Source organism: Pseudomonas sp. WJP1 (assembly GCF_028471945.1).
GTDB lineage: Bacteria > Pseudomonadota > Gammaproteobacteria > Pseudomonadales > Pseudomonadaceae > Aquipseudomonas.
Genome location: NZ_CP110128.1, coordinates 1,623,251 through 1,635,250, shown reverse-complemented (window position 1 = coordinate 1,635,250; position 12,000 = coordinate 1,623,251). Strand labels below are relative to the sequence as shown.

The 12,000-nt window shown below is 55.2% G+C and carries 11 protein-coding genes; 5 read left to right on the top strand and 6 right to left on the bottom strand.

The window, feature by feature from the left end; translation table 11 throughout:
* Positions 1–52: 52 nt before the first annotated feature.
* Positions 53–937, bottom strand: coding sequence for a LysR family transcriptional regulator (locus OH720_RS07440; RefSeq protein WP_272605095.1), 885 nt, complete (start codon positions 935–937; stop codon positions 53–55).
* Between the two features lie 165 nt (positions 938–1,102).
* Between OH720_RS07440 and OH720_RS07435 the strand changes: the two genes are divergently transcribed.
* The 3 genes from OH720_RS07435 to OH720_RS07425 all read left to right on the top strand — a co-directional run bounded on the left by OH720_RS07435 (position 1,103) and on the right by OH720_RS07425 (position 4,356).
* Positions 1,103–2,458, top strand: a complete 1,356-nt coding sequence (locus OH720_RS07435; protein ID WP_272605094.1) for an MFS transporter — start codon at positions 1,103–1,105, stop codon at positions 2,456–2,458.
* A 15-nt stretch (positions 2,459–2,473) separates the two neighbouring features.
* Complete coding sequence (locus OH720_RS07430; protein ID WP_272605093.1) at positions 2,474–2,929, top strand: type II 3-dehydroquinate dehydratase; 456 nt, start codon at positions 2,474–2,476, stop codon at positions 2,927–2,929.
* Between the two features lie 131 nt (positions 2,930–3,060).
* The gene (locus tag OH720_RS07425) at positions 3,061–4,356 is read left to right on the top strand and encodes an OprD family porin (protein ID WP_272605092.1); all 1,296 of its coding nucleotides are present in this window, start codon (positions 3,061–3,063) and stop codon (positions 4,354–4,356) included.
* A 97-nt stretch (positions 4,357–4,453) separates the two neighbouring features.
* Here the strand turns inward: OH720_RS07425 and OH720_RS07420 are convergent, their stop codons facing one another.
* The 5 genes from OH720_RS07420 to OH720_RS07400 all read right to left on the bottom strand — a co-directional run bounded on the left by OH720_RS07420 (position 4,454) and on the right by OH720_RS07400 (position 9,602).
* Complete coding sequence (locus OH720_RS07420) at positions 4,454–5,227, bottom strand: L-iditol 2-dehydrogenase (protein ID WP_272605091.1); 774 nt, start codon at positions 5,225–5,227, stop codon at positions 4,454–4,456.
* Positions 5,228–5,291: 64 nt separating this feature from the next.
* Entirely contained in the window at positions 5,292–6,389 is a 1,098-nt protein-coding gene (locus OH720_RS07415; protein WP_272605090.1) for an ABC transporter ATP-binding protein, read from the bottom strand.
* A gap of 70 nt (positions 6,390–6,459) precedes the next feature.
* Complete coding sequence (locus tag OH720_RS07410; protein WP_272605089.1) at positions 6,460–7,290, bottom strand: carbohydrate ABC transporter permease; 831 nt, start codon at positions 7,288–7,290, stop codon at positions 6,460–6,462.
* A 10-nt stretch (positions 7,291–7,300) separates the two neighbouring features.
* Positions 7,301–8,227, bottom strand: coding sequence for a carbohydrate ABC transporter permease (locus OH720_RS07405; protein WP_272605088.1), 927 nt, complete (start codon positions 8,225–8,227; stop codon positions 7,301–7,303).
* Positions 8,228–8,294: 67 nt separating this feature from the next.
* Entirely contained in the window at positions 8,295–9,602 is a 1,308-nt protein-coding gene (locus tag OH720_RS07400; RefSeq protein ID WP_272605087.1) for an ABC transporter substrate-binding protein, read from the bottom strand.
* Positions 9,603–9,896: 294 nt separating this feature from the next.
* Here OH720_RS07400 and OH720_RS07395 point away from each other — a divergent pair, with 294 nt between their 5' ends.
* A complete protein-coding gene (locus OH720_RS07395) occupies positions 9,897–10,847 on the top strand; it encodes an AraC family transcriptional regulator (RefSeq protein ID WP_272605086.1) in 951 nt (316 codons plus the stop codon).
* A 69-nt stretch (positions 10,848–10,916) separates the two neighbouring features.
* Positions 10,917–11,822, top strand: a complete 906-nt coding sequence (locus OH720_RS07390) for a carbohydrate kinase family protein (RefSeq protein ID WP_272606410.1) — start codon at positions 10,917–10,919, stop codon at positions 11,820–11,822.
* Positions 11,823–12,000 lie beyond the last annotated feature (178 nt).

The window sequence follows — 12,000 nt, the reverse complement described above, 5'->3', positions numbered from 1 at the left end:
AGGAAATTCCAGACCCAGCGCCATAAGTCAGTCGTGATTGCCATGCCAAGCATCAACCCCAGCCATGAGCTTCTTCGATGAAATGCAGCACTGCGCTGGAACGCTCATCAATGCGCGAAATCAGAGAAAGCTCACTGACCATTTCCGGCTGAGCCAACGGGATTATCCGCACGCCTGGCATCGTCAGTCGGGTCATCGTTTCCGGCACGATACTTAAACCAATACCCGCTGCGACCAGTCCCGGGATGCTCATCAACGAAGGCACATACATGATGTTCTCGGGATGCAGTTGATTCTGTCGGCACGCTTGAAGCGTATGTGAGGTCAGCCCGATACCAGCAGTATCCTGGAGGAAGACGAACTTCTCGTGCCGCAGGCTAGCCAATTCCCCGGTAAAGCGTTCTGCCAGTTCATGGTTGTCTGGCATGAGCAGGACGAGATTTGACTGACTGAAATGATGGGTGCGTAAACGGTCAGGAAGGTGATCCTTGAACACCCTTGCAAATGCCAGATCAAGCTTGTGATCGAGCAACATTTCAAACTGCGCACGGATACCCGCATCGACCAGCGATACTTTGACTTCGGGAAAAGTACTGAAGTAGTGCCGTAGCAATTGCGGCAAATTGGCCTCGAACAATGCCGAGTGGTAGCCGATGTTGATTTCACCGACTTCACCCCTCCTCGCACGCCGCGCAGCCGCAATCGCCAGGTCGCTAGACTCAATGGATTGCCTGGCATGGGGCAGAAACGCCAGGCCGGCAGCCGTCAATGCCACGCCACGGTTCTCGCGCCTGAACAGTGCAAGACCTAACTCTGATTCAAGGGTTCGCATCAATTGACTGAGGGCCGGTTGCGCAATGCCCAGCTGCTCGGCGGCCTTGCTGAAGTGCTGGAGGTCGGCCGCGACGACAAAGGCCTTCAGATGTCGCAGTTCCATAAGGCTTACTCATAAGGTTGGCTTATGTATTTGTGCAGATTTCGATAATTATTCTGCAAGCAAGATGCGTTAACGTCTACCCACTTCGACGATTCGTGCTCCCTGCATTGCCCGAGCGGAATCGTATGGGTATCCCGACACCATAAAAACAATGACGAGCACCTTATGATCACAACCAGTCACGAGACTCATGATTCGCGCATGCCTCGCAAAGCGGTGACAGCCGCGACCATTGGCACTGCCCTGGAGTGGTTTGACTTCACCCTGTACGGCGCGATATCGGCAACCATTTTGCCTAAGCTGTTTTTCCCGGCGATGGAGCCAACAGCCGGCCTGCTGGCCTCGCTGGCAACCTTCGGAGTTGGTCTGGCCGCTCGCCCATTGGGCGCGATTACCTGTGGCTACCTCGGCGACAAACTGGGCCGTCGTAACCTGATGCTGGCCACCGTGACCCTGATGGGTCTGGCGTCGGTACTGATGGGCCTGTTGCCGACTTATGGTCAGATCGGCATCTGGGCACCGATTCTTCTGGTGCTGCTGCGGATCGTTCAAGGCTTCGCGCTGGGCGGTGAGTCCACCGGCGCCCAACTGATGGCCTTGGAACACGCCTCACCTGATCGCCGTGGACGCTACTCGGGCATGTTGGGCCTGTGTTCACCGCTTAGCCAGATATTGGCCAACGGCGTGTTGATGGGCCTGGCAGCGACGCTTTCAAGTGAGCAATTCGAAAGCTTTGGCTGGCGAATTCCCTTTCTCATGAGTTTCATACTGGTGGTGGTCGGGATCTTCATCCGCCTGAAAGTCGATGAAACCCCAGCTTTCGTTGCCTTGAAAAAGACCCCGGTCAAGCAGGAAAAAAGCCCACTCAAGTCCGCCGTCGGCAGCCACTACAAGACCATCCTGCGCTTGATGCTGTTCTTCTGCTCGCCTGCTGCGCTGTTCTATCTGATCGTGATCTTTTCCCTCAGCTACCTGACCAAGCACCTGGGCTTTAGCCAGCAGACGGGTTTCATGTCGCTGATGGTGGCAAACGTCTGCGCGATTTTCGGTGCGTTGGCCGGTGGTTACCTCGCGGATCGCTGGGGCCGCAAAAAAGCGCTGGCTCTGGGTTCGTGCATGACCTTGCTGATCCTGTTCGTGTACTTCCCGATCCTCAACACGCTGAACGTTCCCGCCATCATGGCAATCATGGGGTTGTTCCTGGGTTTCACCCAATTCCAGAGCGGCATCCAGCCAGTGGCATTCGCCGAAGCGTTCCCGACTCAAGTTCGTTATTCGGGTTCCGCACTGGCCTACACCGGGGCCAACCTGGTGATCGGCGGCCCAATGCCAATGATCGCGGTCTATTTGATGGCCCAGTCGAACAACTCACCGTGGCCTCTGGTGACGCTGTGCGCCGTGATCAACCTGATCTCACTGGCCATGATCGTCATCGGCCCTGAAACCCGCGGCATCGACTTGAACGCCGTCGCGGCATCTGACGCGGCCGATTCTGCCGCTCCAGCCCTTCTTTCCAAATAACGCAGCAGGACGACCATGAACCGCACCGTCTTCATCCTTAACGGCCCTAATTTGAACCTGTTGGGTCGTCGTGAGCCGCACATCTACGGTCACACCACGCTCGATCAGATTCGTCAACGCAGTGAAAGGCTCGCTGAGGAACTTGACCTGGTATGCGACTTTCGCCAGACCAACCACGAAGGCGTGATGGTCGACTGGATTCAAGAGGCTTTTGAGCAAGGCGCAGCATTGATCATTAACCCGGCCGGTTTTTCGTTTCACTCGATCCCGGTGCTCGATGCCCTGAAGCTGCTCAGTACACCGCTGATTGAACTGCATCTGTCGAACATCCATGCGCGTGACGAGCTGCATCGTCACTCAATCATGTCTGGCGTGGTCAATGCCGTGATCTGCGGCATGGGGGCCGACGGTTATCCCCTCGCCATCCGGGCCATTGACGACCTGCTGCGTCGCCAGGTGTCCAACAGCTAATACCCCCCTTCGCTAAACGCTTACACGGCGGTCTCTCGGCAGATTGTTGCCAGAGCCGCCTGCGCCTGAAATTCAGTTGCCGGCTGTAAAAAACTGCCAAAAAAATAATAATTGAATGCGAGAAAACCAACATGCATCACACTGTTTTTCGCCGTAACGTTCCCGCACATTACTCATTAATCAGCCTGGCCCTGGCAATCAGTGCCGGCTCGGCGACAGTCGTTCATGCCGATGAAAACAGCGGTTTCATCGAGGGCGCGACCGCCACGCTCAATCTGCGCAACGCCTATATAAATCGTAACTTCGTCAATCCCGCCTACCCGACTGCCGCCGCACCACAGAACAAAGCTGAGGAGTGGACACAAAACTTTATCCTCGATACCCGCTCCGGTTATACCCAAGGCCCGATAGGTTTCGGGGTTGATGTGCTGGGGCTGTACTCGCAGAAGCTCGATGGGGGCAAAGGCACCGGAGGCACACAGCTTTTGCCGATCCATGATGACGGGCGCCCGGCCGACAACTTTGGACGGCTCGGGGTGGCGGCCAAGGCCAAGGTCTCAAAAACCGTCGTTAAAGTAGGCGAATGGGTCAGCACCCTTCCCATTCTGCGTTCGGATGACGGCCGCTCGTTGCCGCAGACCTTTCAAGGCGCGCAGATAACCTCCCAGGAGATCGGCGGGTTGTCGTTGTATGGCGGTCAAATCCGGCAGAACAGCCCGCGCAATGACGCCAGCATGGAAGACATGTCCATGAACGGTAAAGCCGCGTTCACCTCCGACCGATTCAACTTCGGCGGCGGTGAATACACCTTCAACGACAAACGAACGACGGTTGGTGCCTGGTACGACGAACTCAAGGACATCTATCAACAACAGTACTTCAGCCTCACCCACAGCCAGCCTGTGGGTGACTGGGTACTGGGCGCCAACATGGGCTTTTTCACGGGCAAGGAAAATGGTGCCAGCCTGGCCGGCGACTTGGACAACAAGACCGTCTTCGGCCTGTTTTCCGCCAAACTGGGTGGCAACACCTTTTACGTGGGTCTGCAAAAGCTCACTGGAGATAGCGCCTGGATGCGGGTCAACGGCTCCAGTGGCGGCACACTGGCGAACGACAGCTACAACTCCAGCTACGACAACGCGCAGGAGCATTCATGGCAGGTTCGCCATGACTTTAACTTCGTTGCAGTGGGTGTCCCGGGCCTAACGATGATGAACCGCTATATCAGCGGTGATAACGTGCACACCGGCACTATCACCGACGGCAAGGAATGGGGCCGCGAATCGGAGTTGGCCTATATCGTTCAGTCAGGTGCCTTGAAAAACCTCACCGTGAAGTGGCGAAACGCGAGTATTCGCAGAAACTTCAGCACCAACGAATTTGACGAAAACCGGCTTTTCATCAGCTACCCGATCTCGTTGTTGTAGTGTTGATATCGAAAGGCAAGCAGCAACCTTCAGCGGTATCGGCTTACATCGATACCGCTGAAGGCGCAACACAACCAATTATCGCGATGGCAAGACATCAGCTCATCCAGTTCCCCCCATCGACATTGTAAGTCTGAGCTACAACGTACTCACTCTCCGATGACGCGAGAAAAACAGCCATTCCCGTTAGATCATCTGCTGTGCCCATACGACCAAAAGGCACCTCCTGCCCCACAAGCCTTTTCTTTTCACCCAACGGTCGATTTTCATATTTGGCAAACATTGCGTCGACGCCATCCCAGTGCTCGCCATCGACAACCCCTGGAGCTATGGCATTCACATTGATCCCATGCTTGATCAGATTGAGACCTGCTGATTGCGTAAGACTGATCACAGCTGCTTTGCTCGCACAGTACACGGCGACAAGCGTCTCCCCTCTGCGACCCGCCTGACTGGCCATATTGATTATCTTCCCGCCATGTCCCTGACTGATCATCTGGCGTGCCGCTGCCTGCAAGGTGAATAGTGTTCCCGATACGTTGATCGAAAACAGGCGCTCATAACTCTCGCGGGTGATTTCGGTAATGGGAGCAAGATCGAATAACGCTGCATTGTTTACCAGGATATCCAACTTACCCGTCTGGGCAATCACGGCGCCAATTGCGCCATCGATAGAGGCCTGGTTGGTCACGTCCATTTCAACTGCATAAGCGTTAGGCCCTAACTCGTCAGCAGTAGCTTGAGCGCGCTCCAAATCAATATCAGCAATAGCGACCATTGCCCCTTCACGAATGTAAGCCTGCGCAAAAGTACGTCCAATGCCTCGGGCGGAGCCAGTCACCAGCGCGCTTTTACCTTCTAGTCGTTTCATTGATTCTTCATCCCTTTCTGAAAATTGGGTACGCCCAACCGAGGGCATTGGAGTGGCGTAAAAGTCAGGCAGCGAGACGTTTTAACGGCCCGACAGCTTTCCCGTGCTCATCGAACAAATGGCAATGCATAACATCCAGCGCAACCCACCGATGTTCTCCATAAGCAACATCACAGTCGCCATTTACTCGCACGGTGAGTGCTTCGCCGGACTTGGCGACGACGTGACAGAAGGTGTCGCTACCCAGGCGTTCAGTTACATCAGTGACGATGGGCAGTTGGCCTTGATCATTTATGCTTAGGTGCTCGGGACGTATGCCTACGGTCACTTCACTGCCCACGGACAGAGAGCTTGCGTCGCGAGGAATGAGCAGGCTCCGCCCAGATGCCAATTCGACCTCCACCCCTTGATGATTGTTGGAAACCACCTTGGCTTTGAGGAAGCCCATTTTTGGGGTGCCCAAAAATCCGGCTACAAACAGATTCGCGGGCTGGTGATAAAGCTCAAGGGGTGCGCCAATCTGCTCAATGCGCCCCCCATTAAGAACCACTACCTTCGTGGCGAGCGTCATGGCTTCGACCTGGTCATGAGTCACGTAGATCATGGTCGCCTGCAACTCCTTGTGCAGCCGGGATAGCTCCAAGCGCATCTGCACACGCAGGGCCGCGTCGAGGTTAGACAACGGCTCGTCGAACAAGAAAATCTTGGGATTGCGAACAATTGCGCGACCGATAGCGACGCGTTGGCGCTGACCTCCGGAAAGCTGCTTTGGCTTACGCTCAAGCAGGCGCTCCAGTTCCAGGATTCGTGCCGCCTCAGTGATCTTGCGTTCGACGTCCTGCTTGTTGTCACCCGCGAGATCCAGTGCGAAGGACATGTTCTTGCGCACCGTCATGTGCGGGTACAAGGCATAAGTTTGAAAAACCGTTGCCAGATCGCGTTTGGCCGGGCTGACCTCTGTGATGTCTCGACCATCCAGTTCAATAGTGCCGCTGGTGACCTCCTCCAAGCCGGCGATCAACCTTAGCAATGTAGATTTACCGCAGCCCGATGGGCCAACGAACACTACGAACTCTTTATCGCGAACAACGAGATCAATGCCCTTGATGATGGACAGACCTTCGAAGCCTTTCTTCAGGTTTTTTATTTTCAGAGTGGCCATGAAATGAATCCCCGCTGTGTTTGTATCAATGCGCACGAACCTTGAATTCGCGCTCGCAAAAAACCATTGGTTACTTGACGGCGCCGAACGACAGTCCACGCACCAGTTGTTTCTGGCTGATCCAGCCGAAGATAAGGATCGGCGCACAGGCCAGGGTCGACACCGCCGACAACTTGGCCCAGAACAACCCTTCGGGGCTTGAATACGAGGCGATCAACGCGGTCAGTGGCGCGGCTTTCGATGAGGTCAGGTTCAGCGACCAGAAGGCTTCGTTCCAGCACAGGATCAGCGACAGCAGTACAGTCGAGGCCAGGCCGCCCTTGGCAATCGGCAGCAGCACCCGAACCATTTCCTGCCACAGCGTCGCGCCGTCCAGGCGGGCGGCTTCGAGGATGTCTTTCGGAATGTCCTTGAAGTAGGTGTAAATCATCCAGACCACGATCGGCAGGTTGATCAACGTGTAGATCACGATCAGTGCGATGCGCGTATCCAGCAGGCCGAAACTCTTGGCCAGCAGGTAGATCGGCATCAGTACGCCCACCGGCGGCAGCATCTTGGTCGACAGCATCCACAGCAGCGTGCCTTTGGTGCGCTGGGTTTCGTAGAACGCCATGGAGTAGGCTGCCGGCACCGCGATCAGCAGGCACAGGGCCGTGGCACTGAACGAAATCACCACTGAGTTCCAGGCGAAACTTGCGTAGTCGCTGCGCTCGTTGATGTGCAGGTAGTTTTCCAGCGTCGGGGTGAAGATGAACTGCGGCGGCGTGGCGAACGCATCGATTTCGGTCTTGAAACTGGTCAGCACCATCCAGAAGATCGGGAAGAAGATCAGGATCGCGATGGCCCAGGCCAGGGTGCCCAGCAGCAGGCTTTGCAGACGACGGGATTGTTGAAGGGTCATGGCGCGGGCCTCAGGCTTTGTCAGTCAGGTTTTTGCCGATCATGCGCACCAGCACGATGGCCGCGACGTTGGCGATCACCACCGCGATCAAGCCGCCCGCCGACGCCATGCCGACGTCGAACTGCACCAGCGCCTGGTTGTAGATCAGGTAGGCGAGGTTGGTCGAGGCGTAGCCGGGGCCGCCGTTGGTGGTGGTGAAGATTTCGGCGAACACCGAGAGCAGGAAGATGGTTTCGATCATCACCACCACTGCAATCGGTCGCGCCAGGTGCGGCAACGTCAGGTGCCAGAAGATCGCAATGGGCCCGGCGCCATCGAGGCGTGCGGCTTCCTTCTGCTCCTGATCCAGCGACTGCATGGCGGTCATCAGGATCAGGATCGCGAAGGGCAGCCATTGCCACGAGACAATGATGATGATCGACAGCAGCGGGTAGTGCGCTAGCCAGTCCACCGGTTGCGCACCGAACAGTTTCCAGACGTAGGCGAGAATCCCCGACACCGGATGGAAAATCAGGTTCTTCCAGATCAACGCGCCAACGGTGGGCATGATGAAGAACGGCGAGATCAGCAGCACCCGCACGATGCCGCGCCCGAGAAACTCGCTGGCCTCCAGCAGGGCGCTGATCAGCACGCCGAGCACCACGCTAATCAGCAGCACGCTGCCCACCAGCAATAAGGTGTTGGTGGCGCCAGGCAGGAACCCGGAATCAGTCAGGAAGTAGGTGAAGTTTTCCAGCCCGACGAACTCGTTTTCACCCGGATTGAGCAGGTTGTAGCGAATCAGCGAAAAGTAGACGGTCATGCCCAGCGGCACGAGCATCCACAGCAACAACAGAGCGACCGAGGGGCTGACCAAAAACCAGCCAGGGTTGGCCACGCGGCTTTTGCGCTGGGGGTGGAGAACGTCCGTATGAGCTTTGGCGGTTGTAATATTCATAGCGTTCAGAACCGATTGGGTGCGGGTGTGCCCGAGGCCAATGCCCCCGAGCCATTAAGGCGTTCGATTACTTCGGGTAACCGGCGCGCTTCATCTCACGTTCGGTGGAGGTCTGTGCTGCTGCGAGTGCTTGATCGACTGACATCTGCCCCGTGAGAGCGGCCGAAAACAATTTCCCCACGGAAGTGCCTATCGCCTGGAACTCGGGAATGGTGACGTACTGGATTCCAACGTAAGGAACAGGCTTGATCGAAGGATGTGCAGGATCGGCGTTCTGCATCATCTGCAACGTCACCTGCGCGAAAGGCGCAGCCCTCAAGTAGGCCTCGTTGTAAGTAGATTGCCGAGTACCAGGCGGGACATGGGTGACACCATCTTTTTCAGCAACCAACTGAATGTATTCTTTCGACGTTGCCCAGGTGATAAAGGCTTTTGCGGTGTCTTTGTGTTTGGAGGTTGCCGGTATCGCCAGCGACCATGCATACAGCCACGACGAACCTTTGTCGGTCACCTCGATAGGTGCAGGAGCAAAGCCCACACTGTCGACAACCTTGCTCTGCTCTTTATCGGTAGTAAACGAGCCCGCGACACTGGCATCCACCCAGATCGCGCATTTACCACTGTTGAAGAGGGCTAGGGTTTCGTTGAAACCATTACTCGATACGCCTGGCGGCCCATACTTCTTGAGGGTATCAACATAGAATTGCCCGGCAGCTGTCCACTCTGGGCTGGTTAATTCGGGCTGCCATTTTTCATCGAACCAACGAGCCCCGAAAGCATTGGCCATAGTGCTGAGCAGAGCGATGTTTTCTCCCCACCCAGCTTTGCCACGCAGGCACATGCCGTACTGGCCTTTATCGGGCTGGTGCAGCTTGGAGGCAAACTCACCGAGCTGTGTCCAGGTCGGATGCTCCGGCATGCTCAAGCCTGCGTCCTTGAACAGATCTTTGCGGTAATACGTGATGGTGCTTTCGCCATAGAACGGCAATGCGTAAAGCGTATTGTTGACCGACACCCCCTGACGGACGGAAGGAAATATGTCCTCCAGGTCGTACTCCGGGGACAGTCCAGTGATAGGTTCCAGCCAGCTTTTGGATCCCCACAACGGTGTTTCGTAGGTGCCAATAGTCAGCACGTCGAACTGGCCACCTTGAGTGGCGATATCGGTAGTCAGGCGCTGACGCAGAACGTTTTCTTCCAGCACCACCCAATTGAGCTTCACATCGGGATGCTGCTGTTCAAAAATTTTGGAGAGCCGCTGCATGCGGATCATGTCGCCATTGTTCACAGTGGCAATGGTCACTGTTTCGGCGGCTTGACTAAGAAAGGCGAAGGACAGGCCAGCGGAAAGGAAAAGCGCTTTCGGGATTTTCATCGTAGTGCTCTCCGCTCCGCGCCTTGGACGACGGGAGCTATTATTTTTGTTGTTAACCACCACTGGTCAAATGCACCTGACCCACAATGATTGGACGACTTGATTACAGCAGCTAAAAAACCCCCAGACAAACGCATAACGGACGCTTGACTGATACTTTTTTAACCGATAAATCGGATCAAGCACGCGATCAAAAAAGTATCAGTCTTGCGCAATACGCGAGGTAGCACGTGCCCACCAAGAAGGCGTATGTTGGCCGTGTACGAAGAAAAATAACTATAAAAGGGGCATGACATGCCTGAGAACCGAACAGCCCTGTTTGAGCAGCGACCCGCCGAGTTGGAGGTAATTCTCCCCGAGCCTGATCATTTCTTTCGCTGGTATGAACACGACTACCCCTACTCCCTGGCTCGCTGGAACCATCATCCTGAATTTGAAGTTCATTTGATTCGCAAAGGAAGCGGCAAGCTGGTTGCAGGCGACTACATAGGTGCATTCGGTGCAGGTCATGTTGCGCTGATCGGCCCCGATCTTCCACACGACTGGATAGGTGATGTGGCACCCGGTGAGTTTCTCCCGGGACGCGATGTGGTACTGCAGTTTGATGGCGCGGCGATCCTTGCCTTACGGGGTACGCTGCCTGAGTTGGGCGAACTTCAACACCTTTTTGAAAATGCTCGTCGTGGCCTTGAGTTCACAGGCGCAACAGCTGTAGAGGCTGCGCGACTGTTAGAGGAGATCGGCCCGGCTCAAGGTCTCGAGCGTCTGATTCTGTTTTTACAATTGATCAACACGCTCATCAAAGCGCCTGGCCGAAACGTTCACATGCTCGCCAGCGCCTTTTACACGCCAAAGCTGGACGCCCGCAGCTCCGAAAGAATCAACAGGGCATTTGACTACCTGCTGACTGAATTAACAGGTGATGTCCGCCTTTCAGTTATCGCCCACCAGTTGGAGATGAGCGAACCAGGTTTTTCGCGCTTCTTTAAAAGGGTTACCGGCCACGGCTTCATAGATCTCATGCGCAAGCTCAGGGTTCAGCGCGCCTGCAGACTGTTGCTGCAAACAGAGAGGTCAGTGGCCGACATCTGCTTTGAGGTTGGCTATGAAAACCTGTCTAACTTCAACAGGCACTTTCGCATCGAAATGGGACAGACACCGAGCGAGTACCGTCGCGGAACTGCGATGACGTTGTTTAATCGAGACGGTGCCCATCAATCCCTTCCTTTCACCAAGGCGCATTAAGCCAGTGATCATTCATCGATGATGAATCGTCAGCCGCTATCCCTACAAAAACAAACTGAGGAAATGATGATGGCATTGCCGCGCGCAATTGTATTTGGTGAAGCGCTGACCGACCTTGTCCAAAGCTCGCCCGGAGAATGGCAGGGCTATCCAGGCGGAGCTCCCTGGAATGTTGCACGTACACTAAGTCGCCTGGGTATCAGCAGCGCCTTCGCAGGATCTATCAGCACCGACTCCCTGGGCGACGAGATTGTTCGGCAGTCTGAATTGGCAGGCCTGGACATGAGGTTTATACAACGCGTAAACCGAGATCCCCTGGTTGCCATCGTTCCTTCGAGTCATCCTCCAAGATACTTTTTTGCCGGTGAAGCCGACCTGTCCTTTGATCCAGCTCTGATGCCACAAGGATGGGAAGACCAGGTTGAAGTTTGCCATTTCAGCTGTATCAGCTTGGCTCGTCAGCCGTTGGGAGACCGACTGGTAAAACTCGCTCAGCATACAAAAGCTGCAGGTAAGCGGATCAGCTATGACCCCAACTGGCGTAACTTGATGGACAGTCATTACCGGGAGCAAACCTTCCCAACGATGACCGTCTTAGCCGATATGATTAAGCTTTCTGACGAAGACATCAGGCAAATCTACCCAGGGCTCACCGAAAATCAGGCGATAGACGAGATACGGGCCCTAAATCCTCTGGCACACATTCTTTTTACTCGCGGTGAGCACGGAATGATTCTGCACACGCCGGACAGCCAACATGAGCAGCCAGCGATTCCTGTGGACGTCGCTGACACTGTCGGGGCAGGAGACGCCTGCATGGGTGGTTGGCTGGCTGCCGATGTGCTGGGTATAACCGATTTGATGGATCGTTTACGTTTTTCGGCAGCCTGTGCATCCATATCTTGCCGTCATGCCGGAGCGCATGCCCCAGCGCTAGCTGAGGTGAAAGACTTGCTGGACGTATTAGCGTATTGATCGCTGGATGCTGCTCTACCGAACAATGCGTAATTCAGTGCGCAGAATCGACATGATTAGCCAGTAGGTAATGGATTTAGGGGACTAACCCATACAAAAGAGCCCAATAGGGCCCTTTTGTACTCAAACCAAGATCATTTGGTGTAGTGGTTCAATGAAACCGGACACCCTTTTATAT

What these genes read in the sequence shown, in the direction of transcription:
- OH720_RS07440 (WP_272605095.1), bottom strand. Translation starts at nt 937, where the DNA reads ATGGAACTGCGACATCTGAAGGCCTTTGTCGTCGCGGCCGACCTCCAG.
- OH720_RS07435 (WP_272605094.1), top strand. Translation starts at nt 1,103, where the DNA reads ATGATCACAACCAGTCACGAGACTCATGATTCGCGCATGCCTCGCAAA.
- OH720_RS07430 (WP_272605093.1), top strand. Translation starts at nt 2,474, where the DNA reads ATGAACCGCACCGTCTTCATCCTTAACGGCCCTAATTTGAACCTGTTG.
- OH720_RS07425 (WP_272605092.1), top strand. Translation starts at nt 3,061, where the DNA reads ATGCATCACACTGTTTTTCGCCGTAACGTTCCCGCACATTACTCATTA.
- OH720_RS07420 (WP_272605091.1), bottom strand. Translation starts at nt 5,227, where the DNA reads ATGAAACGACTAGAAGGTAAAAGCGCGCTGGTGACTGGCTCCGCCCGA.
- OH720_RS07415 (WP_272605090.1), bottom strand. Translation starts at nt 6,389, where the DNA reads ATGGCCACTCTGAAAATAAAAAACCTGAAGAAAGGCTTCGAAGGTCTG.
- OH720_RS07410 (WP_272605089.1), bottom strand. Translation starts at nt 7,290, where the DNA reads ATGACCCTTCAACAATCCCGTCGTCTGCAAAGCCTGCTGCTGGGCACC.
- OH720_RS07405 (WP_272605088.1), bottom strand. Translation starts at nt 8,227, where the DNA reads ATGAATATTACAACCGCCAAAGCTCATACGGACGTTCTCCACCCCCAG.
- OH720_RS07400 (WP_272605087.1), bottom strand. Translation starts at nt 9,602, where the DNA reads ATGAAAATCCCGAAAGCGCTTTTCCTTTCCGCTGGCCTGTCCTTCGCC.
- OH720_RS07395 (WP_272605086.1), top strand. Translation starts at nt 9,897, where the DNA reads ATGCCTGAGAACCGAACAGCCCTGTTTGAGCAGCGACCCGCCGAGTTG.
- OH720_RS07390 (WP_272606410.1), top strand. Translation starts at nt 10,917, where the DNA reads ATGGCATTGCCGCGCGCAATTGTATTTGGTGAAGCGCTGACCGACCTT.